We start from the raw sequence: 23,174 nt of genomic DNA, 5'->3' as shown, positions 1-23,174 counted from the left end.
TCACACCGCCGCGACATCGAGAGGGATGGGGACGTACTGGTCGGTGTCACCGACACGCTCATAGATCCGGACGTATGACTTGCTGCCTGTGACCTGGATTGCCTCGCCTATGGCGCTCATGGCGTTCTTCCAGCGCTCGTCTTCGATGTTGAGGCGGCGTAGTCCCAGGACGCGGCCGGTATTGACCTTGCCGGCCTGATCCACTTGGAAGGCATCATTGACCAGGACGTGGATTTCCGGCCGGGCTCCCTGGCTCCAGTCGGTGATGCACTCATCGATGAGTGCTTTGGCCGCCTGCAGGCGCTCGTCGAAGGTCAGGCGCTCTGCAATGGCCCGGACGATCTTGAAGCGGCCGTCAAAGCTCATCAACGTCACGTTGCCCTTGTTGCCGCCAACCTTCGCGCCGTACTGCTCGGCACTCAACTGGACGAAAGCTGCGATGTCGCCGAAGACACCATCTTTGAACTTGCTGATCTGGCTGTTCAGATTCTTGGCCTTGGCCACGATCTCCATCACAAGCTTGTCCCGCTCCATATCGATGGGGCGAATGGTGTTAGTCGGCTCCAGGTGCCCACGGGCATTCCTCATGTAGCCCGCAGGGATGGAATCAGGGGTAGTAGTCATATCGTCCTCAGTCGGTAACGGTTTGGGGTTGCAGGACAACAAGCTCGTCCCGGTGGAAAAGAGTCAGGTTCGGGCACTTGCCCTGGGGGGAACCGTCCCGGTAGTTGAGAGAGACGGCAACGAACCCATCAAGGAGCCGGAAGGCGCTGGCGTCGCAGACAACGCCAGTCCGGCCGACCATGAAGGCAATATGCTCACGGCCAACCAGATGCTTCTCGACACGAATTGCGGTACCGGGGATCACGCCCTCACCTCCTCAATGGAAGTAGGGTCAAAGCGCGGGGGCCATGCCTGGATCTCCAAACAACCAAGGAAGTAACCCAGGCGACGGGTAGCAGAAGGCTGAAGCTCCAGCACCTGGTCACAATCCGTGATGGTCAGACGGCCATCGTCGTGGATCGCAAAGCTCACATCCGGCGCATCGCTGGACGTATCCGCCCCGGGGTCTGCAGCGCCAACTACAGGCCCCGGGGGGGGAGTGGATACGGCGTCGGCCACCAATGAAAGGTTGGCACTAGTGCCGCCGCTGACGCTGTTATTGACCGACACCCGCGTCTGGTCGGCCGAGGACCCGGCGGCCTCGGAAGGAGAAGTGGAAGGACTCAGGTAGTACGCCCGGGAACCCTTGCGCTTGGGGTTTTCGGTGGCGGCCACCACGCCGCTGGAAAGCAGGCGGGCCATGGCCGGGTTCCAGCTGGATTGTGTCCGCTCCAGCAGCTCGCTGATATCGCTGGGCGTCATGGGGGCATCAGCGGTAGTGCCATTCAGGATGGTCTTCAGGCCTGCCTCCAGATCGGTGACGGCCTTCTTGGGATTGGCGGGGAGCGTGCTCTTGCTCACGGTGTGTCCTCTCTCCGGCCGTGGCGGCCGGGTGAAAGAGCCCGATGGCGGGCGCTTCTTCGGATTGATAGTGAATTCATGGGGTGCGGGGGTAACGCCCGTCGGCCAGATCGCCACATAGCTTTCGCCCTTGCGCGTGATGCGGGCCAGGTTGATCGCATGGCAGGCATAGAGCTGCTCCACCGCGGTGGCCACCTCGGCTTCCGGTGCCTTCAGGCGCTTCGCCACTACATCCTGGCGGGCGGGTTGCTGGGCATGGGCCCCGGCGATGAACTGAAGGATTTGCTGGTGCATGTCGGGCTCCTAGCGCGCGGCCTTGAGCCATGCCAGGTGCCAGGTGTAGCCCAGGCAGCGCCAGTAACGAAGCGCCAGGTGCAGGCGCTGCAGCCCCGCAAAGGTCCTGCGGAAAACAACGGGAAACGTCATTTCACATCCCTCCATTCGATGATCACGTCAAAGCGGCGCGACACGTAGCGGTGGATCGTCTGGTTGGGCTGGCAGATACGCCCAACATTCACCCCATCCAGATCGGCCTGGGCGCCAACCTTCGGCGCAATGGTCAAGCGAGGGCCGTTGGCATCGCCCGAGAACGACAGCACGTGGTAGCCCTTTCCAGCCAGCCACTCCACGCAGCGAGCGATATTGACGATGGATTGGGCCACCGCCACGTTGTCGGCCTGGGCAGGCGACAAGCCAACCAGGTCGACAACCTTGTGGGCCTCAGTAGCGGTGGCAAGCATCACAGCTCCTTCACCAGGTCGCCGGTAACCTGGGGAATGCCAAGCTCGGCGGCCCGGTTCATGGCCTTCGTCACCAGGTTGTTCACCACCAGGGGATACAGCTGGGAAAGCACCTCCCGAGAACCAGGCTTGACCCGGGTCAGGCGGGCGTAGATCGCATCGAAGGAATCCGGCGCCATGACCTTGTCCAGCGCAACATCAATCCGCTTGAACTTGTGCTGCAGGTAGTCCTTCAGGTTGTTGCCCAGGGGCTGCAGCTCGGCAATCTCGCAACGGCGAATGACTTCACGGGCTTCCCAATTCACCCGCTCGTCCAGCTTCTGTTTCAGCTCAGGCTGACCGACAAGAACAATCGACAGCAGCCGTTTGAAGCCATCCTCCAACTCCCAAAAGCGCTTCAACTGCTTCAGGCATTCGGTGGGGATGTCATGGGCTTCTTCGATGATGAGAACGTGGCTGTTGCCGGCCCGGCTTGACCCCAGGAGCAGATCATTCAGCAAACGTGCTTGGCCTTCCTTGGTACGGGGAACCTTGGCCGAATGAACCAGATCCTTGATGATCGCCTCACCGATTGAGGTGGGGGTCAGCGACTTCTTATCGATGATCATCGGGTAGATCACCGAAATGGGATGGCCCTCCCGAGCGATGCGGTCCAGCAGATCGCGGCGGAGAACGCTCTTGCCGGCACCGGATTCGCCCACCACCGCCAGAAAGCCGCCGTGGCGGGCAGTCTGGAACATGGCCTCGCGGATGTAGCGCTGGTCGGAAGCGAGAAACACATCCTCCGGCCCATTCACATCAGCCTGGAACGGGTCCCGGAAGATGCCGAAGTGGCGTTTGGCTGCGGGGTTAAGCATTTCGATCTCCAACGGTTCGATTTCGGGTTCTGGTTTCTTGTGTTTTTGTCCGACGTGGATGCCGATGGGGTGGGCATGACGGTGGCTGTCCTCCCCATCAACATCGAATGCCGTGGCGATTTCTTCTTCAGAAACTCCCTTGCTGGTGAGGAAGTCCCGGGTTTGCTGCTGCAGGGATTCCTTGGGAGTGTTCTTCGGCCAGGTATTCCAGTTAGCGATCAATGAAAGGCCCGTTGACGACATGGGCTTTCCATCCTTCTGCTTCACTGCATCGCACAGTTCGGAATGTCGAATCCCGTTACGGGCCAATACGCCTTTCAGCTTCAACGGCATGTACGGACTCCCCTGCCAGTTAATTGCAAGTGCGGCGCCCATGATTGACCTCCGCATAGTTAGGAATCGGAAAAGCCGGGTTGCGATCAAAGCGACATCCCTGGCTATTCCACAAAAGGTTGCTGAAAACGCCCCGCACCTCAGCCTGCCGCACCTGGCGGTAGAAGCTGGTACGACTCATGTACGCACCGGCCTCCCGGTGCATCTGGCGCTTTTCAGCCTGGCCGAACACTGCACAACGGCCCTTCTTCGGTTTCTGGTTGAAGCTGGTCTTGCTCATGGCTACAATCTCCACGCTCGTTGCAATTTCGGCCGCTGCGCTAACAACGGCCACCAAATGCCGGTTCGGTTGCACCCGAACCGGCGTTTTCATTTCAGGCACCACCAACAACACGCAGGCGGGGTGCCCGGGTAAGGCGATCAACCACCAGAGGCAGATCAGCCTCCATCACCCCATCGGGGTACAGCTGGGCCAGTTGCTGGTACTTCTCGCCGTCCCAGTCGGGAATCAATGACTTCAAGGCCGTGGCGGCCTGCACCAGGTTGAGAGGCTGTGCTTCAACATGAAGGTGATCCGGCATGGACAACTCGCTGCCACGGCGTGGCAAGAAAGCCGGCAGGGCAACGTCTTTCAGGTGTGAATGAGCATCCAGGGCGCCGCCGAATGGAGCCTCTTGCTTTTCCCTGGCTTTCTTCGCGTCCTGCTCCGGGTAAGCCAGTTCGTCCATCTTCTTGGCCGCCTTCTCAATGCCGGTGTCCGGCATGGCCTTGTATTCCTCACCGATCACCGGGGCGGTGCCAGCAAACCCGAACTCATCGAAGTTGCGCTCCGGCTCCAGCCGATACACTTTGTCCTCCCCGTTGAACACGGGAATGCGGATCGTGATCGCGCAATCGCCGAACAGCAGCGGCCGCACCGTCACCTTGTCCTGGGCGCAGATGCCATCAAGGCCCTTCACGCTGTACAGCTGGCGCATGTCAGAGGCTGGGTGCCGGTAGCTGATGTGCAGCTTCGGATGCACTGTCCGCTGCTCTTCCCGCCCTTCCAGCGTTGCCCGGCAGACTTCAACGTCAGGCAGAAGGCGCAGCTGGTCCTGGCGAATACGCCGCCACAAATCCATGCGGGCCGTGGGGGCCATGCCAGGGCGGTGCAGCCGGTTGTCCTGGCGGTTGATCATGTTGTTGTTGAAGGCATTGGCCCATGCCAGGGCTGCAGCATTCAGTTCTTCAACCGTCTCCACCGGCTCCAACTTCAAGCGCGACTCGAACTTGCACTCGAAGATGTTGTTGCCGTTCTCAACACCGCCCTTCACCCGGGCCCGGCCAGCCGCATGCTCGATGGGAGTGACATCCAAAGCCTCAAGCAGGCTCTTGATCGCTGTCGCCGTATTGGCGCTACCCTTGTCCCACATCAGGATCTTCGGTACGCCATGGAACTCACGGCCTTCCTGTCGTCCCCAGGCCCACATCAGAAAGTCAAAGAGGTTCGCCGGGCTCTCACCTGCCGCTTCAACATAACGAGCGTAGATCGTGCTGCTGGTGTGGTCATAGATGACGTAGCGCCACACCTTCAGCTTCACCTTGGCGTAGTTTGAAAGCTTGTTCTTATAGAACTTGTCCGCTTCCATCATGGCCTGACGGCCATTCGGCAAGTAGTAGAGAACGCACAGGGAAGGGTCCACCTGATGCACATGGTTCGGGTGCAAACTGCGCAGGCTCTGCACCGGGTCGGCCGCCTTCTGAGCAGCAACATTCAGCCGCCGTGCCTTTAGCAGCCGGTTCACCTGGGTCGAAGAGACCGGAATGTCGTAGCCGTTCGTATCCAGGATGGAGACAGCATCCGGGGTGTGCAGAATCTGCTTCCCATTTGCCCGCACACACTCCCGTTGCACTGCCCCCAGCATTTCCAACGTAGCCCCATCAACCTTGCTGGTCCCTTTATCCGCCCGAACTTTCCGGCCGGAGGACCAACCCACATCAGCCTTAAGCCGCGAATACAGCTTGGAATGGCTCCAGCCAAGGAAGCTGGCAGCATCGGAAACAATGGTCCCAGTGCCGCCGTGGGGCGCAGCATCCAGGCGCCGCGCAACGTCGGCCAGGTAATCGCGGATGGAAGGCTGGATTGCCATAACAAACCTCTTAGGAAGCTTCCAGCTGGTGGCTACGCACCTCGGAGACATAGGCACTCAGATCCGTGTCAAACGCGTTGCGAAGCTCTGCCGCCATGTTGCAGACCCGGGCAATCGTCTCCTCGAGGCGGAGAATCACCGACTCGGCGGCCTTCACCCCTTCTTCATCCATCTGGTCAGTCATGGCGGTGGTGGCGGTCAGGAGTACCGCTACCTTGCCCAGGCACTCATCAGTGACATTGCCGATCTTGCCGATCTCATCCTTGAGGGCATGGATCTTCTCGGGCCACGGGTCAGTCGCCGTTTCCATCTTCTTCAGCTTCTTGGCCAGGGCATCCAGCTTCTTTTCCTTCTCCTTGATCACCCGGTCATTGGCTTCCTGATCGGCTTCCAGTTCATTGACCCGCCCCTGTAAGGCAGCCTCCTTCTTGGCGTGAGAGACGGCCATGTCCTCGATCAACTCCCGCAAAGTGTCCTTGTCCCCCTCGGCTAGGGCCTGTTTCAGTTCGGGGCTTTCCAGCAGGTTCCCCCGCTCCTCGGCTGGCAGGGCCCGGAGCTTGCGCAGGTCGCGGTAGCCAGCGCCAACGGAGGAGAGCTGCTGCATGGCTTCTTCGCCAAATGTGCGGAGATTCAGAAGGTCCTCGTCCACCTTCTGCTGACTAGAGCCGATCAGGCGACAAAATCCGTCCCAAGTACCGACGTCGGTGATTTTTTCACCCTCAGCAATCTGGATGGTTTTCCCCGAAAAGGCCCGGTATAGCTTGTTTTCCTTGATGTGCTGGAGCTTGGTCAAACCAACGACAGTCGTTAGTTTTCCGATGGCGTTTGCCATCTGAATCTGCCCCATAAGCTGATTCATCAGGTCACGGTCTTCGGTGTAGCCGTCTTGCACGGCCCTGATGGTTTGCTCTTCAGCCAGCGTGACAGCATGGCCGGAGGGGATTCCTTCGGGAATGTTGCTCTGAGCGGCTGTAGACGATTTGCGGACCATGTTCTTTTCCTTTTTTTAAGGTTGGCGGGTGTAGCGGTTAGTCATTTCGTCCAGGCGACTGCGGGACTTGTCCAGGTGTGCCGTGAAGGCCAGGCCGATCTGCACCAGCTTCGGACCCAGGCGCCAGCGGCCGGTGTCGGGCAGCTGCTCGGCCAGGCCGGCCTCCTTCAGGTTGGCCAGGTCCCGAGTGATGTTCGGTGGGCTCACATTTACGGCCTTGGCGATTTCGCTCGGCGCCAGGCCGTTGAACTCATTGCCGGCCAGCAGGCAGATCACCTTGCACAGGCGCTGCTGGGCTTCGTTGCGGTAACGCTCGTTCATTGGTCAAGATCCAGTTCAGGTTGAGAGTGCTTCTCGACATTGATGCGATGCCAAGCGAATGCTTCCATTGCCGTGGAGACCGTGGCCAAAACATCGGGGGCGTCCGACTTTCCCGCAGCAAAGTTGATAAGGGCTCCGACAGCTGCGTTGGTGGCCTCTTGAAGAACCTGGATATCCCCGCTGCTTGCTGTCTTTCCTGTGGGGATGTCGATAAGCAGCTGATGGGCTGAATAGGCCAGGTATCGAGTGACAAAGTGGGTGCCGCAGGCATGCTCGAAGGGCCGAATCAGATTGGATGGGAGGTTTCCTTCCGCTATCCACTTGTAGAGGCGCCATTTGTTTGCCAAACCCATCAGATCAGCTACCCGATCAACGGAGCGGTTCTGTTTTTCCCTGGCGTAGTCCAGGCAAAGCTCCATTGCGTGGGGAAGCGAGAGGGGAAGAACGCACTTCCAATTCCGCCTAGGCATTGGAACCTCCTTGATTTGCACGGGCGCAAAAAAACTCTCGTTTTGCTAATATGCAAAGCGGTTTTACGTGGCTAAATTTCATGGCATCAAAGAGCCATTGGAGTAGCGCCATGCAAGAGCAGAACTTCAACGAACTGGCGGGCCGCATCGAAGGGTTAGCCAGAGTCGTCAGGTGTTTAGTCGCAACACTGGAGGATGAGCAGCTCATTGACGGCTCCCGATATGGAGAGTCGCTTCGTCGTGATGGCCAGCCTCATCAAGGCGATGGAGTAATGCTTGTCCGCGCCCGGAAGGTGCTGAGAGACATTGCAGATCAGCTTGAAACTGCGCGAAATCTCCGCCAATGACAGGACTGCCAATCAGGAAGCCGAAGTCGTCGTATCGGTTGCAGGACATCATTGAATTTCAGGCAGCGCGGCGTTCGAGGGCGTGGCCAGGGTCTGTACAGACTTCGCCTTCCTTCAGACCAAGCGTGACGGCGATGTTGTGGGCCTGACCCCGTACGCACTTTTTGCGGCCGGACAGGACCTCAAAAACCATGTTGGCCGAGAAGCCATTGGCGACGGCCCAGGAAGCAATGGAGACGCCTTTGCGCTTGAGTTCAGCGCGGACGTCTTCCGCAGTACGTAGGGTCATGGTGAAGCTCCTTTTGATCGGGGTTGCTGCGCTGTGATTTGTGTGTGTTTCTTTCCGTCTGTGTCGGACGGTGTGGATTAATTATGGATACAAGCGTATCCATAGTCAACTGCCGTGTGGATATTTTTATGGGCATTTCAGAGAGGCTGAAAGAAGAACGGGCCAGGCTTAAATTGAGCCAGGCTGACTTCGCATTAGCGGGAGGGGCTCATAGAAAGAGCCAGGGAAATTACGAATCTGGTGAGCGGTCACCAGATTCGGCCTATTTGGAAGGGATCGCAGCGATAGGTGCCGATATTCAGTACATCGTCACGGGTATCCGCTCCGATGTAGCCTTAACCCCTGATGAACGTGAGCTGCTTTCGCTATTCAGGGCCGCATCTCTCGCTGTGAAGGCGGCAGCGATTGGGGCACTGAAGGGGGGAAGTGGTGGAATGTCCTCGCAGCGCTTCGTCTTCCACAGTGATGTTGGCCAGGTGACCAACGTGGAGGGAGATCTGACCCATGAGAAGCCGACGACGGTGAATGTGGGGCGGAAGAAGAAGTGAACGATCAAAACGAGTCTTTCCACTTTCATAAGCCTGTTGGGCAGGTTGTTGCCCCCCAGGGTCATGCCTTCTTTACCCAATGCCCAGGCGTGGAAAGCTGCCCCTATGGCACCAAGCCAGTCGGCTCGAAAGATGCCAAGGAAGAGAACGAGTTCTATAAGGACACAGGGATTAGAGCGGGGCCTGAAGCCCGCTCCCTGCTGATTGATTTCCAGCGACGTCACAAGCTCAAATGGCAGGGCTCGAAGAGCATTCGTCGCATGTGGCAGCATCGCACCCTTGAATATGTGGATGGCGATCCGCAACTGCGCATCGTGTACTCGCGTATTGCCGAGCTATATGGATGGGCGGTATTCGCTTTCGGAGTGTTCACCATTCTTCTCGCCGTTCTGTACCTCCCTGTACAGAGTAGTCAGCGGGTAAATGGGATGGAGCCTGCACTTTTAGCCTCGCTCATGCTCGTTTTCGGAATGGCCGTTGCATTCATGGGAATTGAATTCATGGTGGCTCCGGAGCGCATGGCAAAGCGCCTACTGAATAAAGAGAGTAGTGCCTAACAACAAACTGGAGGAAGTGATGAAGAAGGCCTTATTTATGGTTGCCGCATTGGTTGTCAGTGCAGGAGCAATGGCTAGCGATTGTGCTGACTACCTGAATCAGAATCTTGATAGCCGGATCAAGCGTATCGAAAGCCGTCTAGGCTATTTCCGCTTCAACCCGTCCTATTACACCAACGTCCCCAGCGGCTGGCTGTCCATCAAGCTGGATCTGGACAAGGAGTGCACGAAGTCCGAGAACAAGAGCAAGGACATTGACGAAGTCATTGAAAGCATGTCGATTAAGGCTGGCATGAAGAAGAGCTAGGCAAACGCCCCTCACCATGGCCGACTACTTCAAAGAGCTTGGCTTGGAGAGCTCCGCTTCCTATGCGGAGTTCTCCAGGCAGTGCGAACAACAACTGAAAGACCTTCAGCGGTCTTTTGTGTTCGATAAAGACGAGAGCGCCCTGAAGCGTATTGATCTCATCACAAAGATTCGTGATGAAATTACGAGCCAGGAAGTCCTTTCTCGCTATGCGGAAGGGCTGGAAAAGAACAAGAAAGACAACGCGCTGATGGCAAAGACCATCGGACTTCTGTTCGTTGGCGCTATCGTTGGAACATGGGGAATCATTGGGCTTTCCAAGCTCAGTAGAGACATCAAGCCGGATAAAATTGGTGCCTTTACCGCGTGCCAGGAGCTGGTCAGGATGAGGTTAAAAGCGCCATCAACTGCCGACTTCGCCAGCTACTCTGAAAGCACCGTTATCGAAGATGATCGGTATTTCCGAGTAACCTCCTATGTCGATGCGCAAAATGCCTTCGGTGCCAAGCTGCGCAATAGGTGGGTATGTCATGTGCAGGCCAAAAAAGAGACGTGGCAACTGATTGATCTGGAATTTCCAGCCCTGTAGTTTTTAGTAAAACCTTTTACTCGGGCTTCCCACGCACGCGCGCGAAACTGCGCGCATGCGTCCCATCGAACTCCTTCTCATCCATTGCAGCCAGACGCCCAACGGGGATGACCTGTTTCGGGCCTCCATTGGCCTGCCTGGATTTCAGACCCCTGTTCAGGGGGTTGATCTCGCCCACAAGAAGCTAGGAATCCGGCGCTCCAGCGCCTGGCGAGAACGCTTCAATCCCGATCTGGCCGCCATCGGCCACCACTACCTGATCTACCGCAACGGCGCCATCGTCGCCGGCCGCGCTGAAGCCGAGGCAGGGGCCCACGCGCCCGGCTTTAACCAGCACAGCCTCAGCGTGTGCCTCATCGGCACTGATCAATTCACTTCCGCTCAGTGGGATTCCCTCAAGGGCCTGGCCATCGGGCTGCAGGCCAAGTACGTGGGCCTGCAGATTCTTGGTGCGGGTGATCTCAACCCATCCCCGGGCCCCTCTCCCTTCAACGTCGGTACCTGGCTCTCCGGCCGCATGCTTCCCCTGCAGGGAAATCTGGAGGTGCGCCAGTGACGGGCCTCGTCATCCTGCTCTGCGTGTGCTTGGCCCTGGTGCTGGTGTGGGTGGCTGTCTTCATCCTGGCCCGCCAGGCCTTGGAGGCTGCCGACCCCTTCCCGGCCTTCGATACCCACTCCCAGGAGAACAGCGATGGAGATTAACCGCGTCACCATTGTGGCCTTGTTTTTCTCTGCCGCCGGCCTCGGCACCCTGGCCGGCTACGAAGGTTGGGTAGGCAGTGCCGCCAGCCCGCTCCCCGGTGACAAGCCCACCTATGCCTTCGGCAGCACCACCCGGCCGGACGGCTCCCCCGTCCAGCTGGGCGACAAGATTACCCCGCCGGTCGGTCTGGCTCTGATGGTGCGCACCGTGGCCATGAAGGAGCAGACCCTCAAGAGCTGCATCAAGGGCAAGCTGTTCCAGTACGAATACGACGCCTACATCAGCCTGGCCTACAACGTGGGCGCGGGAGATGTCTGCGATTCATCCATCCCCGGGAAGCTGGCGCGGGAGGAGTACGAGGCGGCATGCAAGACCATCCTGGATTTCAAAAAGGTTCAAGGGCGCGACTGCGCCGCACCGGAAAACAAGCGGTTTTGTGGCGGCGTCTGGACCCGCCGCCAGTCCGAATACCGCCGCTGCATGGGAGGTGCCTGGTGATCCGCCGTCTTGCCTATCTTCTCCTGGCCTTCCTCATCGGGATCGGCGCCGGCTACCTGTGGGGCGACTCGGCCGGGGAAATCCAATGCCAGGCCGACAAGGTCGGCGCCCAGGAAGTCGCCATCGAGCGCCACGACAAGGCCGCTGAAGTCGGCCACCAGGTCGAGGTCAAAACCATCCAGTCCGAAACCAAGCAGGCCGAACACACACAGCGCCTGGTCACCGAGGGCCGCGCCCATGTCAAAGAGAATCCTTCCCCTCCTGATTGTCGCCTTGACGCTGACGGCATGCGCCGCTGGCGGTCAGCCAACCACGGCGCCCAGACTGATCCCACCGGCCAGCCTGACGACGCTGCCGCCCGAGCAGCTGCCCGAACCGGCCAGCGACAACCTGGACGACCTGGTGGAGAACCACGTGATCTCGGCGGGCCTGTATCACCTGGCCCGGGAGCGGCTGAAGGGCATGGTGGAGTGGATCGAGAAGACCAACAAGGAACTCCGGGGTGATGAGTAACCGCGCCTTCGACCATGCCAGCAAGCTGGAGCAGGACGAGCGGGAATCATCCTGGCAGGCCCATCACCAGATGATGGAGGCCCAGGCCGCCACCCCTTCCGCCACGCGCTGCGCTGTGTGCCATGACCCGATCCCCCAGGAGCGCCGGGAGGCATACCCCGGCTGCCAGACCTGCGTGCATTGCCAGGCCGAGCTGGACGATGCGCTGAACCGACACCACTACTGAGAAAGACCATGCCCATCCAGTTTGAACTCTGGCACCTCATCTACGTGACCATCGCCTTCATGGGCATGGTCTTCGCCTTCGGAAAGCTGCTGCTCTGGCAGTTCGACAAGCGCCTTGATGAGCGCTTCGTAGCCCAGGAAAAGGCCCGCATCGAAGGCATGGGGCACTGGGACCAACGCTTCAACAACTTTGAAAATGAACTGAGAGACGCGGGCAAGGAATGGCGCCGTGTCGAGCGTGAGCTGATGGATCTGAAGGTCGAGCTGCCGAACCTGTACGTTCGGCGTGAAGACTATGTCCGCAATCAAACCGTCATCGAATCCAAGCTGGATGCCATTCATCAGGCCCAGCGCAAGGGAGCCCTGCAATGAACATTGATCAAGCCAAAGTGCGGCGCGAGGGCCTGCGCTGGTACCTGATCCTCGCCCTCTATAACGCCCGTCCTGAGCAGGTCTGCGAAAACGTGGTCCAGATGACCATGCGGGCCATCTATCCGGACGTCACGCCCCTGGAAGTCCGCCAGCAGCTCGACTACCTGGAGGACCGGGAGCTGGTGAAACTGCGCAAAGAGCCCTCCGGCCGCTGGTGGGCCGATCTGACCCGCATCGGCACCGATGTGGCCGAGTACACCGTGGATGTCGAGCCCGGGATCGCCCGGCCTGAGAAGTACTGGGGCTGACATGGCCAAGCGCAGCAGCATCGGCGAACTCCCCCATGACGTACGAGCATGGTTGGATAGCGCACTGATCGACGGAAACTTCTCCCGCTATGAGGCTCTGGAAGTCGCGCTGCAGGAAAAGGGCTTTCAGATCAGCAAGAGCGCCATCCATCGCTACGGCCAGCCACTGCAGCGCCGCCTAGCGGCAATTAAAGCCAGCACCGAAGCGGCTCGCATGCTCACCGAAGGGGCGGCAGACGATCAGGACGCACGTTCCGAAGCCGTGATCGCCCTTGTGCAGACCGAGCTATTCGAGACCCTGGTGAACCTGCAGGAGGCCACGGACGAATCCGTCAAGCCCGAGCAGCGGGTCAAGCTGCTCTCCACCGCAGCAAAGAACATCGCCACGCTCTCACGGGCAAGCGTGAATCTGAAGAAGTACCAAAGCGAAGTGCGGGAACGTATCGCAGCAGAAGCTTCCGCCGCTGCAATTGCCGGGGCGACAGCAGAAGGGCTTTCGCCAGATCAGGCTGCACGAGTTGGCGCAGCAGTAGCGGGGCGCATCCAGATCTACCTTCCGGACAACGGCCGATGACTACGATCATCCGACCCCAACCAGGCCCCCAGGAAGCTTTTCTGGCCTCGGCAGCGGATATCGTCATCTACGGTGGCGCCGCTTTCGGAGGGAAGACCTACGCCCTGCTGTTGGAAACCACTCGCCACACAGACAACGGCCAGTTCGGCGCCGTTATCTTCCGGAGAACGACAAAACAGGTACGTGCCGAGGGTGGCCTTTGGGATACATCGGAAGAGCTATTCCCGTTGCTGGACGCCACGTCCAATCTATCAACACTCTCATGGGTATGGCCATCGGGGGCGAAGGTCAGCTTTGCCCACCTGGAGCATGAGAAAAACAAGTTCGACTGGCAGGGCGGGCAGATCGCCTTGATTGGCTTCGACGAACTTACCCATTTCACGTCCGGGCAGTTCTGGTACATGTTGTCGCGTAACCGTTCCAGTTCTGGTGTGGTGCCCTATATCCGGGCAACCACCAATCCGGATCCGGACAGCTGGGTAAAGAGCCTGATCTCCTGGTGGCTGGACGACGAAACGGGGTATGCCATCCCGGAGCGTTCTGGGGTGGTCCGATGGTTTGTTCGCTATCGCAATGAGTTGGTCTGGGCTGACTCTCCAGAAGAGCTGAAAGATCAATATCCCCAGCTCGAGCCCAAGAGCCTGACCTTCATTGGTGCCAGCTACACCGACAACAAAATCGGCATGGCGAAGGACCCCAAGTACATCTCCAACCTGGACGCGCTGCCCATGGTTGAGCAAGAGCAGTTGAAAAAGGGGAACTGGAAAATCCGGCCGGCCGCCGGAGACTACTTTAAGAGTACCTGGTTCGAGGTGGTGGAAAAGGCACCGGACAATTGCCGGTGGGTACGTTACTGGGATAGAGCTGCGACGGAACCCAATCCAACCAACCCGGATCCAGACTGGAGTGCCGGCCTCAAGCTGGGGAAAAGCCCTGACGGGATTTACTACATCGGCCACGTTGCTCGGGACCGCAAGCGGCCTGCCGGGGTCAAGAAATTGGTGAAGGGAACAGCCCAGGGTGATGGTGTTCCCTGCACCGTTGTCCTGGAACAGGACCCGGCTCAGGCCGGGAAAGTCGAGATTGACTCCTACATCACAGACCTTGCTGGCTTTGACGTCCGGGCATCTCGTCCCGATGCAGATAAGGAAGTCCGGGCCAGGCCGGTCAGTGCCCAGGCCGAAGCAGGGAACATCAAGTTGGTACGAGGCCCCTGGAACGAAGCCCTGCTCAATGAGTTGGAAGCCTTCCCCAAGGGAAAGCACGACGACCAGGTAGATGCACTTTCGGGGGGATTCAACTGGCTCGAGTCTTCCAATATCCAGCAGTCCGCTGGTGCCACAGTTGAAGCAAAACAATCCGACTACGCCCCCCAGTCCATGCAGGAAAACGCCACTTCCCGGATTTTTGGACAGCGGGGCTCCAATCGAATTTTCCGGCGCCGCTAGGTCCATGGATAGGGACGCAGCCAGTTACGCGCTTCATAAAGCTTTATAAAACCTTTTCAGGGCCACAAAGATGGAATTGAAGAACCTCATATCTCGGATTACCGGAATTTTCGGCAGTCCGCCTCCCCAAGTGGAGCCCCATGAAGAGAAGTTCCGGGAGGCGGCCGGCAGCACCATCGACGACGATGAAGACCAGTGGCGCCGCCTGAGCGGCGACAGCTCACGGGATCTGGCCCCCATGACCCAGGAGCGGATGCGCAAGGTCGCCCTCTATTTGTGGGAGAGCAACCTCCTGGCCAACCGCCTGGTGGAATTGCCCCTGGCCTTTCTCCTGGCCGAAGGGGTAACCCTCTCCTGCAAAGACCCCGACAACCAGAAGGCCCTCAACCGCTTCTGGCGCGACCCCATCAACCAGATGAGCATCAAGCTGCCGAAGAAGGTGCGTGAGCTGGCCCTCTACGGTGAGCAGTGCTACCCGGCCTTCGTCAATGAAGTCAGCGGCGAAGTCCGCCTCGGCTACCTGGACCCGGCCTTGATCGCCACCGTGGTCACCGACCCCGACAACCCGGAGCAGCCCATCGGGATCGTCACCGTCAAGGACAAGAAGGGCCAGGCCCGCCGCTATCGGGTGATCGTCAATGGCCCGGAGGATGTATTCACCTCCCGCACCCAGGAGATTCGCCAGACCTTCGAGGACGGAGAAGCCTTCTTCTTCACGGTGAACGACCTTTCAAACGGCCGCCGGGGCCGCTCCGACCTGCTGGCTGGGGCCGACTGGGTGGATGGCTACGAGGAATACCTGTTCGGCGAAATGGACCGCTCCAAGTTCCTGCGGGCATTCGTCTGGGATGTGGAACTGACCGGGGCCACCCCGGAAACGGTGAATCAACGGGCGAAGGAAATCCACCCGCCCAGCCCAGGAAGCGTTCGGGTGCACAACGATTCCGAGAAGTGGAATGCAGTCTCCCCCAACCTCAATGCGGCCGATTCTGCAGAAGGCGCCCGTCTGCTGCGCAACCACGTGCTGGGCGGCGGCACCATTCCCGAACACTGGTTCGGCGGCGGCGGCGACGTCAATCGTGCCGCAGCGTCCGAGATGGGGGAGCCCACATTCAAGGTGTTTTCCATGCGGCAGCAGGTCATCAAGTTCATGCTTGAGAGCATTGGCCTCTACGTCCTGCGGCAGAAGTGCCTGGCAGAAACGGATGAAGAGCTGGATCTGGGAGAAGACGCCAACCAGGTCGAAGCCATGTTCCCGGAGATGACGGCGCGGGATACCACCAAGTACGCCGCCGCCCTGCAGCAGATCGTCACGGCGGTGGCCATGGCAGTAGAGAAGAAGCGCATGACTGAAAAGACCGCCGTGCGCCTCATCGCCGCCATCGCCGGCCGCCTGGGCGTGCAGATCGACGCCGATGCGGAGCTGAAGGCCGCCCAGGCGGCTGCGGCCAAGGTCGCGGAAGGCGACGTCTTCACCGACAAGGCCGCATGACCACCCCTGAAAAGGAATTTTCCCAGGCGCAAAAGGCGGCCCTGCAAGAGCGAGCCACCCTGATCGCCGCAACCCAGGAGGAGATTGCCAGCCTGCTGGAAGTAGCCTATGAGCGGATCGCTTTGGTGTTGGCCGGGGCCCCCACCGATTATCAGCAGTGGCACCTGGAACAGCTGCAGCGCCAGGTAGCCCAGGCCATCACCGAGCTAGGTGCCGCCGCCGGCACCGCCCTATCCGAGAAGACCACCGCCGCCTGGCATGCCGGCGTCGGCCTGATCGACAAGCCCCTGGCCGCTGCCGGCGTCTCCGTCCAGCTGCCCTACATGGATACCCGGCTCCTGGTAGCAATCCGCTCCTTCGGTGTCGAGCGCATCAAGGACATGGCGGTGCAGGCCGGACAGAAGATCAACCAGGAACTGGGCCTGGCAATGATCGGCGCCCAGGGCGTCCATGACACCATCGGCAAAGTGAAGACCGCCCTGGGCGAAGCCGCTACCGGACGGGCAGCAACTATCGTTCGTGATGGGTTAAGTACGGCCTATGCTGTAGCCTCCCAGGCCCGCTCCGAGCAGGCCAACGAGGTGGTGCCGATGGATAAGATCTGGCGCCGCTCCGGGAAGATTCATTCCCGGCTGAACCACGACCTGGCGGACGGGCAGCGTGTGCCCGTGGATAAGCCCTTCATCATCCAGACGCCGAACGGCCCGGTGAAAATGATGCACCCCCACGATCCACGGGCTCCGATTGCAGAAAAGATTCACTGCGGCTGCATTTCGGTGCCAAAGGTGCGCTCCTGGTCGGCCACGGTGAGCGACAAGAAACCCTACAGTGCCGAGGAAATCCGCCGAAACCCGCATAAGGCGGACCTCTCGGCGATTCAGGCGAAAATAGCCCTGCAGTCGGCTACAATCGAAAAAGGCCAAGGTGAAAAAGGCCGGCATGAAGCCTGGATCAAGATGCACCGGGAACTGCCCGATACCAAGCTGCAACAAGCCATTCGCAGCTTCACCCGGCAGATCGACAAGCACCAAGGCTGGATTGCAAACCCTTTGTCGAAGACCACTGATTACGCCAACTTCGACAAGCGCCGTCAGGCGGCGCTGCTCAAAGGGTGGCAGCAGGATATTGAGCGGCACCAGGAATTCATTGCGATCCTGAAACTGATTCTTGAGGAACGACGGCATGACCACTGACAACGATAAAAGCCAGGCGTACTACGCCGTGCTTCACGCGCTACTGCAGAAAGCCCGCCAGATCGGCGAGAACGCCCCCGGTAGCGCCGAGGCTTTTGCCGCCTATCAGATCCTGGATACCGCCCTGCAAGAAGCCGAAGTCTGGGGCATCTCCAAGGCCGATCTTGACCTCAAGGGCTTCAACCCAGACAAGCTGCTGAAGGCGCCAAAAGCCGCCTGACACCTAGCTTTCACCGCAACAAGGCCGCCGAGTGCGGCCTTTGTTTTTCCTAAAAAGTTTTACTCGGCCACACCCGGCCCCCATCCCTAGGATGGCTCCTGTTCGTTGTTCAACCAACAGGAGCCATCCATGGGCACTCCCGCCACCTCCCCCCAAGCTTCCCCCACCTCCACCGCAGAGCAGAAGGCCTACAGCAAGGCCGAAGTCGTCAAGAAGGTCGTCCGTCTGGTACCCGAGACGGGCCCGGACGGCAAGCCCACCGGCAAGACCAAGAAGGTCCCCGTCTCCGCCGATGAAGTCCTGGACTTCGCAGTGTTCGAGGACTCCCGCGTTGTCGTGGTGACCCGCGACGGCCAGAAGCTGGAAGGGACCCTCTGATGTTCCCCCCGGCCGGCCTGCGGGGCATCGCACTCCGGGAAGCTGCCCCTGACCATATGCGGGTCATCAGCATCGTCCGCGCTGCCCTTGACGCCAAGATCAATGCCAACAAAGGCCCCTCTGCAGAGCGCAAGTGGTTCGAGCTGGAGGCGGTCTACGGCGACAAGGTGGTGATCGCCATCGACGGCAAGACCTGGTCCTACGCCTATACCCTCGACGGCGGCATGGTGACGCTGGAGGAGCCGGTGGAAGTCATGGAGACCTTCATCCCCATGAAGGAATCCACGCCCCTCCAGATGAAGGAAGCAGAAGGCCAGCCGGCCGGGGTTGAATTCAAGGCCGTGATCATCCGGGCCGGCCTGTCTTCCTCCAACGTTCTGTACCCCGAGACCCTGCTCAAGGAAGCCACCCCGCTGTTTGATGGGGTGCGGATCTACGCAATGAGCGATGAGGAGCACATCAAGGGCAAGGGCGGCCGGGACGTGCGGAAGATGGTGGGTTGGGTTAAGTCGCCGCGCTTCGTTGAAGCGAATGGGAACGAGCCCGCCCGCATCGAGGCAGACATCCGTCTGCCTGGTCTTCCTGAAAACACCCGCGCATTGATCGTTGATGCCATGGCCGAAGGCATGACCGACCTGCTGGGCCTGTCTATCGATGCCCGGGGTGCTGGTGCCACTCGAATGCTTGAAGGCAAGCGAGTGAAGGAAGCCAAGTCCATCACCCAGGTGGATTCTGTCGATCTGATTGTCGAGCCGGGGGCTGGGGGCCGCCTGATTCGACTCGTTGAGTCCGCCCCCACCCCCAACACCCATCAATCCCAGGAGGATTCCGACATGAATCTGCGTGAAAAGATGTTGCGCCTGGTCGAGGCCAAGAACCCCCAGGCCTACGCCAAGCTCAACCCCGAAACCGCCACCGACGACGAAATCGAGCTGGCCTACCGGGAAGCCCTGGTGCTGGATGCCAGCCAGCAGCGCCAGACCGCCACCCTGGATGCCGTCGCCCAGGCTGAAGAGCGCATCCGCATGGTGGAAGCCCGCGCCCAGGCCCGGGATGCCATCGCTGCCAGCACCTTGCCCCAGCCGGCCAAGGACCGCCTGCAGCGCGACTTCGCTGCCCGTGAGCGCTTCGTCGAAGCCGATGTGGCCACTGCCATCAACGCCGAGCGCGAGTACCTGGCCCGCTTCGTGGAAGGCAACCGGGTACGCATGGACCACTTTACGGATATCCAGGTCGGTGACCGTAGCGTTCAGATCGCCGGCATGCTGGATGCCTTCTTCGACCCGGCCCACCAGGACCACCGCAACGTCCAGTCCTTCCGTGAGTGCTACGTCGAGATCACCGGCGACCGCCGTGTGACCGGCCGCCTTGAAGACTGCGACCGTTCCCGCATGCGTGAAAGCCTGGGCGGCCGCTTCGCGGAAGCCGCAATGGACAGCACTACCTTTGCCCTGGCCCTGGGCGATTCAATCACCCGCCGGATGCTGGCCGACTACCGGGCACAGTCCCAGTACGACGTCTGGCGCCTGGTGGCCAACGTGGTACCGCTTACCGATTTCCGCACCCAGGAACGTACCCGCTGGGGCGGCTTCGGTGATCTGCCCGCTGTTGCCGAAGGCGCCGATTACCAGGATGGCGGTATCCCCGATGATGAAGCCGCGACCTACAAGGCTGCAAAGAGCGGCCGCCTGGCCCGGGTCACCATGGAAATGGTGCGCAACGACGATGTGGGCCTGATCCGCCAGATCCCGACCAAGCTGTCCCGGGCCGCCAAGCGCACCCTGGCTAAGTTCGTTCTGGACATGATGCGTGCGAATCCGACGATCTACGACGGCAAGGCCCTCTTCCACGTCGATCACGGCAACCTGGGCACTGCGGCCCTCAGCAGCACCGCCTGGTCCGCTGCCCGCAACGCAATGATGGCCCAGCTGGAAGCCGGCTCCAACGACCGCCTGGGCATCCCGCCGAAGTTCCTGCTGGTGTCCGCCGCCCAGGAAGAAGGCGCCTTCGAGCTGTTCAAGAACCGGGGAACCAGCAACGACCAGAGCTTCATCCAGACCCAGGCGCCCAACATCGTACCCGTCTGGTACTGGACCGACGCCAACGATTGGGTGGCCATGGCTGACAAGCTGGACATCCCCGGCATTGAAGTTGGCTTCTTGGACGGCAATGAAGAACCCGAGATCTTCGTCCAGGACAACCCCTCTGTCGGCAGCCTGTTCGCCAACGATTCCATCACCTACAAGATCCGCCACATCTACGGCGGTGCGGTGACGGACTTCCGCGGCGCTTACAAGGCCGTGGTGGCGGGCTAAGGGGACGGTCATGGCGCTGGCAGACGTGCAGGCCCTGGTGGCCGACCTGGTTCGGGATGACGGGGATCGCATTTCCCCGGAAGAACGGGATCGGGCTGTCACCCTGGCCGTGGCCCGCTACAGCGCCGACCGCCCCCGCACGGCTGTGCAGGATGTGGTGGCTCAGGGGGGCAGCATGTTGCCGCTGCCCCCTGCTTGGGAGCCCGATATTTCCCTGCTGACGGCCGTTGAAGTGCCGGTGGGGCAGGTTCCCCCGGCCTATCTCCCCGCCCGGAGCTTCTGGCTCTATGCCGCCCCCGGCGGGCTTTCCATCATGTTGGCAACCTCGCAGCCCCAGGGCCGCCAGGTGCGCCTCTCTTTCCTGGCGTCCCACGTCCTAAGCGACGTGGAGGACACCATCCCGACACTGCATCGTGAAGCCGTGGCCGCCTGGGCCGGCAGCATCCTGCTCGAGCAGCTGGCCAACCTGCACACCAACGACGGCGATAGCACCATCCAGGCCGACAGCGTTGATCGCCGTAGCAAGGGCGAGCAGTACGCCGCCCGGGCACGGGCCGCAGTGAAGCGGTACCGGGAGCTGATCGGCGTTGCCGACAAGCCGGAGCAGCTGCCGGCCGGTGTTCAGATCACCTGGGGCCCGGCCCGGCCGTTCGTGATGCCCCGGAGGCGGCTGTGACGACGGAAAACATTTTTTACCCGGCGGATATGGAGCGGCTGCTGAATCTGTTCGCCAAGGCGCCCACCGTCGTACAGCAGGAAACGCTGGTCTTCCTTGAAGGGGCCATGTCCCACCTGCGGGGTGAAGTGGTGGAGCGCACCCCGACGTCTTTCGGGCTGCTGCGCCAAAGTGTCATCGACGCCGTGCATGTCACCCCCAGCGGCATGCTGGGGGTGGTGGGTTCGCCCCTCGACTATGCCACCCCGGTGGAGCTGGGCAGCAAGCCCCACGGCGTCGGCAAGGCCGGCATCGAAGCCCTCACCGACTGGGCATCCCAGAAGTTCGGCGCTGGTCCCGTGGAGGCCGCCAACATCGCCCACGCCGTGGCCTGGAAGATCCGGCGCCACGGCACCAAGCCGGTTTTCATGTTCAAGCGTGCCCTGGAAGAAAACCGGGCCGAGCTGGCCGCCCAGTTCGCCGCAATGGTCCGCCGCATCGGCGCCCAGGTAGGGGGTCGAAATGATGCTTGAAGTGATTCGCCAGGCCATCCTGGACCGCATGAATCTGGTACCGGGCATCGGCAAATTCCACCGCTATGAGCGCTACGCCAAAGCCGAGAAGGAATTCCGTGCCCTCTATGCGGCAACTGATGGCCAGTTGCGCGGTGGCTACGCCCGCCGCCGGGCAACCCGGGAAACCACTTCAGACGGCTTCCCGGTGGAGCAGAGCCAGTGGGACATCCGCCTCTACATGGCCCTGGCCGACGGCGATGAATCGGAACTGGCCTTCGATGCCCTGATCGAGTCGGCACGCGATGCCTTCCGTGCCGACCCCACCCTGGGGCATGTCGTCATGGATCTGAACGGCCCGGAGGGCGTCTCCGGGCTGCAGCTGGAGGACTCCGTGCCCGTGATGTTCTGCGGCGTCCTGTGTCATTGCGCCAGGTTGGCGCTTTTTACCAATGTTGTTCGTTCCTCCTAGGAGACCTGACGTGGAAGTCACTTTGAAGAAGCACCACACACATGCCGGCGAGAAGAAGAAGCCCGGTGACAAGATCGACGTCGATGCCACCACCGCGAAGTGGCTGGCCGATTGCGGCGTGATCGACAAGGAAGAAATCTCCTCCGGCAGCGCCGGCAAGACTGTCGCTAACCCGAAATAAGGACAAACCACCATGAGCAAGCTTGTTTCTTACCCCTTCAAGGGCAAGGGCGACGTCTATATTGCCCCGATCAAATCTACCCTTGAAGCGACTCTGGCCGCGATGGCTATGTGGGGCAACGTACTGGACGCCAAGCTCGTGACCAAGGTGACAGAAGACAAGGTGCCTGACATGCGCCGGGGTGCCTCCGGTACTTACGCTTCCGTGAGCGAAATCGAAGAAGTGACCCTGGACATGACCTTCGTGGATTACTCCCCGGAAGTTATGGCTGCCAGCCTGAATGCCGATGTGTTCGATGTGCTGCCGGGCACGGTGACCGATGAAGTGGTGAAGTTCCGCAAGGGCATGATCCGCACCGCAAACATTGGGCCCAGTTCGGTTCTGATGACGAGTCAAGATGGCACAGAAACCTATGCCAAGGATGTGGATTACGGAGTTAGCGGCGCCGGCCTGATCGGCCTGGACGGTTCCGCCATCGCCGAAAACACCCCCATGAAGCTCGCCTATAGCTATCCGGCCCAGCACCGTGTTGAGATCGGAACCCAGGCATCTCAGGAATTCATGATCCTGATTGACGGCGCGAACTACGCCCTGGGCGGCATTCCCCAGGTCTTCGATTGTTTCCGCGCCAAGTTCAGTGCTGGCAGCGGTCTGGAGCTGATCGGCGACAAGATCGCCAAGCTGCCGCTGAAGGCCACTCTGCTGCCAGACAACAGCAAGCAGGGCACCGGGATCTCGAAGTACGCCCGCATCGTCGGCGTGAAGCCGAGCTAAGAGGTAGCTATGCGGGTCACCGAAGAAAAGGACTTCAGCGATGGCAATCGGGTTGTCAAACCAGTTGTCGTTAAGGAGCTGACGGTGGGCGAGATCCGGGCCTGGCACGCGAAGCTGGTTTCTACGCCGATTCCGGAGAAGGTTAATCCGGTCGACGTGGGCCTGTTTGAAGTTCCCATGCCTGACCTGGCCACCTTCTGCGACGTGAAGGACTTCGACGCCTACACCCAGTCCGAGATGCGGGAGCTGATCGAGGTGGCCCGCCGGCTGAACCCGGATTTTTTTCAGTATCTGGCGAGGTTTCTGGGGAATCCCTACGCAGCCTCGCCGAGTCCGCCCTGAGCAACCTGGAAGAGTCCCTCGCAACACTCTTCTGCATGGGGCACCCGCAGGCCGCCA

General features: G+C 60.3%; 37 protein-coding genes. 25 read left to right on the top strand and 12 right to left on the bottom strand.

Features of this window, described 5'->3' with window-relative positions:
* From AZSI13_RS16370 to AZSI13_RS16325, 11 genes are all read right to left on the bottom strand, one after another.
* The gene (locus AZSI13_RS16370; RefSeq protein ID WP_109042251.1) at positions 1–624 is read right to left on the bottom strand and encodes a DUF3164 family protein; all 624 of its coding nucleotides are present in this window, start codon (positions 622–624) and stop codon (positions 1–3) included.
* Between the two features lie 7 nt (positions 625–631).
* Positions 632–868 carry a hypothetical protein gene (locus AZSI13_RS16365; protein ID WP_109042250.1) on the bottom strand — a complete coding sequence of 79 codons (237 nt, stop codon included), beginning with the start codon at positions 866–868 and terminating at the stop codon, positions 632–634.
* Positions 865–1,758, bottom strand: coding sequence for a hypothetical protein (locus AZSI13_RS16360; RefSeq protein ID WP_109042249.1), 894 nt, complete (start codon positions 1,756–1,758; stop codon positions 865–867). The genes AZSI13_RS16365 and AZSI13_RS16360 overlap by 4 nt, the downstream gene beginning before the upstream one ends.
* A gap of 9 nt (positions 1,759–1,767) precedes the next feature.
* Positions 1,768–1,890, bottom strand: a complete 123-nt coding sequence (locus tag AZSI13_RS18260) for a hypothetical protein (protein WP_268807544.1) — start codon at positions 1,888–1,890, stop codon at positions 1,768–1,770.
* Positions 1,887–2,204: a hypothetical protein gene (locus tag AZSI13_RS16355; protein ID WP_109042248.1), complete on the bottom strand. Its 318-nt coding sequence runs from the start codon at positions 2,202–2,204 to the stop codon at positions 1,887–1,889. The genes AZSI13_RS18260 and AZSI13_RS16355 overlap by 4 nt, the downstream gene beginning before the upstream one ends.
* On the bottom strand, positions 2,204–3,394 hold the full coding sequence (locus AZSI13_RS16350) for an ExeA family protein (protein ID WP_165833594.1): 1,191 nt from the start codon (positions 3,392–3,394) through the stop codon (positions 2,204–2,206). The genes AZSI13_RS16355 and AZSI13_RS16350 overlap by 1 nt, the downstream gene beginning before the upstream one ends.
* A 19-nt stretch (positions 3,395–3,413) precedes the next feature.
* On the bottom strand, positions 3,414–3,674 hold the full coding sequence (locus AZSI13_RS16345) for a hypothetical protein (protein WP_109042246.1): 261 nt from the start codon (positions 3,672–3,674) through the stop codon (positions 3,414–3,416).
* A gap of 94 nt (positions 3,675–3,768) precedes the next feature.
* Entirely contained in the window at positions 3,769–5,580 is a 1,812-nt protein-coding gene (locus AZSI13_RS16340) for a DDE-type integrase/transposase/recombinase (RefSeq protein WP_133247347.1), read from the bottom strand.
* Positions 5,534–6,514, bottom strand: coding sequence for a hypothetical protein (locus AZSI13_RS16335; RefSeq protein ID WP_133247346.1), 981 nt, complete (start codon positions 6,512–6,514; stop codon positions 5,534–5,536). Before AZSI13_RS16335 ends, AZSI13_RS16340 begins: the two co-directional genes overlap by 47 nt.
* 15 nt (positions 6,515–6,529) lie before the next feature.
* Positions 6,530–6,835 (bottom strand): ArsR family transcriptional regulator, encoded by a 306-nt coding sequence (locus AZSI13_RS16330; protein ID WP_109042243.1) that lies wholly within the window; start codon positions 6,833–6,835, stop codon positions 6,530–6,532.
* Positions 6,832–7,254: a hypothetical protein gene (locus AZSI13_RS16325; RefSeq protein ID WP_235609807.1), complete on the bottom strand. Its 423-nt coding sequence runs from the start codon at positions 7,252–7,254 to the stop codon at positions 6,832–6,834. The genes AZSI13_RS16330 and AZSI13_RS16325 overlap by 4 nt, the downstream gene beginning before the upstream one ends.
* 161 nt (positions 7,255–7,415) lie before the next feature.
* Between AZSI13_RS16325 and AZSI13_RS17400 the strand changes: the two genes are divergently transcribed.
* Positions 7,416–7,652, top strand: coding sequence for a hypothetical protein (locus AZSI13_RS17400; RefSeq protein ID WP_133247345.1), 237 nt, complete (start codon positions 7,416–7,418; stop codon positions 7,650–7,652).
* A gap of 58 nt (positions 7,653–7,710) precedes the next feature.
* On the opposite strand, the gene AZSI13_RS16320 is transcribed toward AZSI13_RS17400, so the two are convergent.
* Positions 7,711–7,941 carry a DNA-binding protein gene (locus AZSI13_RS16320; protein WP_109042241.1) on the bottom strand — a complete coding sequence of 77 codons (231 nt, stop codon included), beginning with the start codon at positions 7,939–7,941 and terminating at the stop codon, positions 7,711–7,713.
* 83 nt (positions 7,942–8,024) lie between these two features.
* On the opposite strand from AZSI13_RS16320, the gene AZSI13_RS16315 reads away from it, so the two are divergent.
* The 24 genes from AZSI13_RS16315 (at position 8,025) to AZSI13_RS16210 (ending at position 23,117) form a co-directional block, all read left to right on the top strand.
* Complete coding sequence (locus AZSI13_RS16315) at positions 8,025–8,489, top strand: helix-turn-helix domain-containing protein (protein WP_201262417.1); 465 nt, start codon at positions 8,025–8,027, stop codon at positions 8,487–8,489.
* Complete coding sequence (locus AZSI13_RS16310) at positions 8,486–9,046, top strand: hypothetical protein (RefSeq protein ID WP_109042239.1); 561 nt, start codon at positions 8,486–8,488, stop codon at positions 9,044–9,046. The genes AZSI13_RS16315 and AZSI13_RS16310 overlap by 4 nt, the downstream gene beginning before the upstream one ends.
* 70 nt (positions 9,047–9,116) lie before the next feature.
* On the top strand, positions 9,117–9,353 hold the full coding sequence (locus AZSI13_RS16305) for a hypothetical protein (RefSeq protein ID WP_109042238.1): 237 nt from the start codon (positions 9,117–9,119) through the stop codon (positions 9,351–9,353).
* Between the two features lie 16 nt (positions 9,354–9,369).
* A complete protein-coding gene (locus AZSI13_RS16300) occupies positions 9,370–9,942 on the top strand; it encodes a hypothetical protein (protein ID WP_109042237.1) in 573 nt (190 codons plus the stop codon).
* Positions 9,943–9,997: 55 nt separating this feature from the next.
* Positions 9,998–10,498, top strand: coding sequence for an N-acetylmuramoyl-L-alanine amidase (locus tag AZSI13_RS16295; RefSeq protein ID WP_109042236.1), 501 nt, complete (start codon positions 9,998–10,000; stop codon positions 10,496–10,498).
* Entirely contained in the window at positions 10,495–10,644 is a 150-nt protein-coding gene (locus tag AZSI13_RS17660; RefSeq protein ID WP_165833592.1) for a hypothetical protein, read from the top strand. The genes AZSI13_RS16295 and AZSI13_RS17660 overlap by 4 nt, the downstream gene beginning before the upstream one ends.
* Positions 10,634–11,143, top strand: coding sequence for a glycoside hydrolase family protein (locus tag AZSI13_RS16290; protein WP_109042235.1), 510 nt, complete (start codon positions 10,634–10,636; stop codon positions 11,141–11,143). The genes AZSI13_RS17660 and AZSI13_RS16290 overlap by 11 nt, the downstream gene beginning before the upstream one ends.
* A 237-nt stretch (positions 11,144–11,380) precedes the next feature.
* Positions 11,381–11,656: a hypothetical protein gene (locus AZSI13_RS16285; RefSeq protein WP_109042234.1), complete on the top strand. Its 276-nt coding sequence runs from the start codon at positions 11,381–11,383 to the stop codon at positions 11,654–11,656.
* Entirely contained in the window at positions 11,649–11,882 is a 234-nt protein-coding gene (locus AZSI13_RS16280) for a TraR/DksA C4-type zinc finger protein (RefSeq protein ID WP_109042233.1), read from the top strand. The genes AZSI13_RS16285 and AZSI13_RS16280 overlap by 8 nt, the downstream gene beginning before the upstream one ends.
* An 8-nt stretch (positions 11,883–11,890) precedes the next feature.
* Positions 11,891–12,253: a hypothetical protein gene (locus tag AZSI13_RS16275; RefSeq protein ID WP_109042232.1), complete on the top strand. Its 363-nt coding sequence runs from the start codon at positions 11,891–11,893 to the stop codon at positions 12,251–12,253.
* Positions 12,250–12,561: a hypothetical protein gene (locus AZSI13_RS16270; RefSeq protein ID WP_109042231.1), complete on the top strand. Its 312-nt coding sequence runs from the start codon at positions 12,250–12,252 to the stop codon at positions 12,559–12,561. Before AZSI13_RS16275 ends, AZSI13_RS16270 begins: the two co-directional genes overlap by 4 nt.
* 1 nt (position 12,562) lies before the next feature.
* Positions 12,563–13,135, top strand: coding sequence for a DUF3486 family protein (locus AZSI13_RS16265; RefSeq protein ID WP_109042230.1), 573 nt, complete (start codon positions 12,563–12,565; stop codon positions 13,133–13,135).
* Positions 13,132–14,583: a phage terminase large subunit gene (gene terL / locus AZSI13_RS16260; RefSeq protein ID WP_109042229.1), complete on the top strand. Its 1,452-nt coding sequence runs from the start codon at positions 13,132–13,134 to the stop codon at positions 14,581–14,583. The genes AZSI13_RS16265 and terL overlap by 4 nt, the downstream gene beginning before the upstream one ends.
* Positions 14,584–14,653: 70 nt before the next feature.
* Positions 14,654–16,075 carry a hypothetical protein gene (locus AZSI13_RS16255; protein WP_133247343.1) on the top strand — a complete coding sequence of 474 codons (1,422 nt, stop codon included), beginning with the start codon at positions 14,654–14,656 and terminating at the stop codon, positions 16,073–16,075.
* The gene (locus AZSI13_RS16250; protein WP_109042227.1) at positions 16,072–17,268 is read left to right on the top strand and encodes a hypothetical protein; all 1,197 of its coding nucleotides are present in this window, start codon (positions 16,072–16,074) and stop codon (positions 17,266–17,268) included. The genes AZSI13_RS16255 and AZSI13_RS16250 overlap by 4 nt, the downstream gene beginning before the upstream one ends.
* A complete protein-coding gene (locus AZSI13_RS16245; protein WP_109042226.1) occupies positions 17,258–17,488 on the top strand; it encodes a hypothetical protein in 231 nt (76 codons plus the stop codon). Before AZSI13_RS16250 ends, AZSI13_RS16245 begins: the two co-directional genes overlap by 11 nt.
* Before the next feature lie 129 nt (positions 17,489–17,617).
* The gene (locus tag AZSI13_RS16240) at positions 17,618–17,866 is read left to right on the top strand and encodes a hypothetical protein (protein ID WP_109042225.1); all 249 of its coding nucleotides are present in this window, start codon (positions 17,618–17,620) and stop codon (positions 17,864–17,866) included.
* Positions 17,866–20,181, top strand: a complete 2,316-nt coding sequence (locus tag AZSI13_RS16235; RefSeq protein ID WP_109042224.1) for a hypothetical protein — start codon at positions 17,866–17,868, stop codon at positions 20,179–20,181. Before AZSI13_RS16240 ends, AZSI13_RS16235 begins: the two co-directional genes overlap by 1 nt.
* A gap of 10 nt (positions 20,182–20,191) precedes the next feature.
* Positions 20,192–20,857, top strand: coding sequence for a hypothetical protein (locus tag AZSI13_RS16230; RefSeq protein WP_109042223.1), 666 nt, complete (start codon positions 20,192–20,194; stop codon positions 20,855–20,857).
* A complete protein-coding gene (locus AZSI13_RS16225) occupies positions 20,854–21,369 on the top strand; it encodes an HK97 gp10 family phage protein (protein WP_109042222.1) in 516 nt (171 codons plus the stop codon). The genes AZSI13_RS16230 and AZSI13_RS16225 overlap by 4 nt, the downstream gene beginning before the upstream one ends.
* Complete coding sequence (locus AZSI13_RS16220) at positions 21,359–21,820, top strand: hypothetical protein (RefSeq protein ID WP_109042221.1); 462 nt, start codon at positions 21,359–21,361, stop codon at positions 21,818–21,820. The genes AZSI13_RS16225 and AZSI13_RS16220 overlap by 11 nt, the downstream gene beginning before the upstream one ends.
* Before the next feature lie 10 nt (positions 21,821–21,830).
* Positions 21,831–22,001 (top strand): hypothetical protein, encoded by a 171-nt coding sequence (locus AZSI13_RS17655; RefSeq protein ID WP_165833590.1) that lies wholly within the window; start codon positions 21,831–21,833, stop codon positions 21,999–22,001.
* Between the two features lie 12 nt (positions 22,002–22,013).
* Positions 22,014–22,775, top strand: a complete 762-nt coding sequence (locus tag AZSI13_RS16215; protein ID WP_109042220.1) for a hypothetical protein — start codon at positions 22,014–22,016, stop codon at positions 22,773–22,775.
* Positions 22,776–22,784: 9 nt separating this feature from the next.
* Positions 22,785–23,117, top strand: a complete 333-nt coding sequence (locus AZSI13_RS16210; RefSeq protein ID WP_109042219.1) for a hypothetical protein — start codon at positions 22,785–22,787, stop codon at positions 23,115–23,117.
* Positions 23,118–23,174 lie beyond the last annotated feature (57 nt).

The organism is Azospira sp. I13 (genome assembly GCF_003112695.1).
GTDB lineage: Bacteria > Pseudomonadota > Gammaproteobacteria > Burkholderiales > Rhodocyclaceae > Azospira.
Note: the sequence above shows the minus strand (reverse complement) of the source record. Positions and strands in the feature narration are given on the sequence as shown.

Bases quoted from the DNA above. Each gene is read 5' to 3' on its own strand.
- AZSI13_RS16230 (WP_109042223.1), top strand. From the start codon at position 20,192: ATGGCGCTGGCAGACGTGCAGGCCCTGGTGGCCGACCTGGTTCGGGAT.
- AZSI13_RS16220 (WP_109042221.1), top strand. From the start codon at position 21,359: ATGATGCTTGAAGTGATTCGCCAGGCCATCCTGGACCGCATGAATCTG.
- AZSI13_RS16360 (WP_109042249.1), bottom strand. From the start codon at position 1,758: ATGCACCAGCAAATCCTTCAGTTCATCGCCGGGGCCCATGCCCAGCAA.
- AZSI13_RS16265 (WP_109042230.1), top strand. From the start codon at position 12,563: ATGGCCAAGCGCAGCAGCATCGGCGAACTCCCCCATGACGTACGAGCA.
- AZSI13_RS16305 (WP_109042238.1), top strand. From the start codon at position 9,117: ATGGCTAGCGATTGTGCTGACTACCTGAATCAGAATCTTGATAGCCGG.
- AZSI13_RS16330 (WP_109042243.1), bottom strand. From the start codon at position 6,835: ATGAACGAGCGTTACCGCAACGAAGCCCAGCAGCGCCTGTGCAAGGTG.
- AZSI13_RS16210 (WP_109042219.1), top strand. From the start codon at position 22,785: ATGCGGGTCACCGAAGAAAAGGACTTCAGCGATGGCAATCGGGTTGTC.
- AZSI13_RS16270 (WP_109042231.1), top strand. From the start codon at position 12,250: ATGAACATTGATCAAGCCAAAGTGCGGCGCGAGGGCCTGCGCTGGTAC.
- AZSI13_RS16285 (WP_109042234.1), top strand. From the start codon at position 11,381: ATGTCAAAGAGAATCCTTCCCCTCCTGATTGTCGCCTTGACGCTGACG.
- AZSI13_RS16245 (WP_109042226.1), top strand. From the start codon at position 17,258: ATGACCACTGACAACGATAAAAGCCAGGCGTACTACGCCGTGCTTCAC.
- AZSI13_RS18260 (WP_268807544.1), bottom strand. From the start codon at position 1,890: ATGACGTTTCCCGTTGTTTTCCGCAGGACCTTTGCGGGGCTGCAGCGC.
- AZSI13_RS16290 (WP_109042235.1), top strand. From the start codon at position 10,634: ATGGAGATTAACCGCGTCACCATTGTGGCCTTGTTTTTCTCTGCCGCC.
- AZSI13_RS16250 (WP_109042227.1), top strand. From the start codon at position 16,072: ATGACCACCCCTGAAAAGGAATTTTCCCAGGCGCAAAAGGCGGCCCTG.
- AZSI13_RS16275 (WP_109042232.1), top strand. From the start codon at position 11,891: ATGCCCATCCAGTTTGAACTCTGGCACCTCATCTACGTGACCATCGCC.
- AZSI13_RS16295 (WP_109042236.1), top strand. From the start codon at position 9,998: ATGCGTCCCATCGAACTCCTTCTCATCCATTGCAGCCAGACGCCCAAC.
- AZSI13_RS16355 (WP_109042248.1), bottom strand. From the start codon at position 2,204: ATGCTTGCCACCGCTACTGAGGCCCACAAGGTTGTCGACCTGGTTGGC.
- AZSI13_RS16280 (WP_109042233.1), top strand. From the start codon at position 11,649: ATGAGTAACCGCGCCTTCGACCATGCCAGCAAGCTGGAGCAGGACGAG.
- AZSI13_RS16215 (WP_109042220.1), top strand. From the start codon at position 22,014: ATGAGCAAGCTTGTTTCTTACCCCTTCAAGGGCAAGGGCGACGTCTAT.
- AZSI13_RS16300 (WP_109042237.1), top strand. From the start codon at position 9,370: ATGGCCGACTACTTCAAAGAGCTTGGCTTGGAGAGCTCCGCTTCCTAT.
- AZSI13_RS16325 (WP_235609807.1), bottom strand. From the start codon at position 7,254: ATGGAGCTTTGCCTGGACTACGCCAGGGAAAAACAGAACCGCTCCGTT.
- AZSI13_RS16345 (WP_109042246.1), bottom strand. From the start codon at position 3,674: ATGAGCAAGACCAGCTTCAACCAGAAACCGAAGAAGGGCCGTTGTGCA.
- terL (WP_109042229.1), top strand. From the start codon at position 13,132: ATGACTACGATCATCCGACCCCAACCAGGCCCCCAGGAAGCTTTTCTG.
- AZSI13_RS16255 (WP_133247343.1), top strand. From the start codon at position 14,654: ATGGAATTGAAGAACCTCATATCTCGGATTACCGGAATTTTCGGCAGT.
- AZSI13_RS16370 (WP_109042251.1), bottom strand. From the start codon at position 624: ATGACTACTACCCCTGATTCCATCCCTGCGGGCTACATGAGGAATGCC.
- AZSI13_RS16335 (WP_133247346.1), bottom strand. From the start codon at position 6,514: ATGGTCCGCAAATCGTCTACAGCCGCTCAGAGCAACATTCCCGAAGGA.
- AZSI13_RS16240 (WP_109042225.1), top strand. From the start codon at position 17,618: ATGGGCACTCCCGCCACCTCCCCCCAAGCTTCCCCCACCTCCACCGCA.
- AZSI13_RS16235 (WP_109042224.1), top strand. From the start codon at position 17,866: ATGTTCCCCCCGGCCGGCCTGCGGGGCATCGCACTCCGGGAAGCTGCC.
- AZSI13_RS16315 (WP_201262417.1), top strand. From the start codon at position 8,025: ATGGATACAAGCGTATCCATAGTCAACTGCCGTGTGGATATTTTTATG.
- AZSI13_RS16320 (WP_109042241.1), bottom strand. From the start codon at position 7,941: ATGACCCTACGTACTGCGGAAGACGTCCGCGCTGAACTCAAGCGCAAA.
- AZSI13_RS17400 (WP_133247345.1), top strand. From the start codon at position 7,416: ATGCAAGAGCAGAACTTCAACGAACTGGCGGGCCGCATCGAAGGGTTA.
- AZSI13_RS16350 (WP_165833594.1), bottom strand. From the start codon at position 3,394: ATGCCGTTGAAGCTGAAAGGCGTATTGGCCCGTAACGGGATTCGACAT.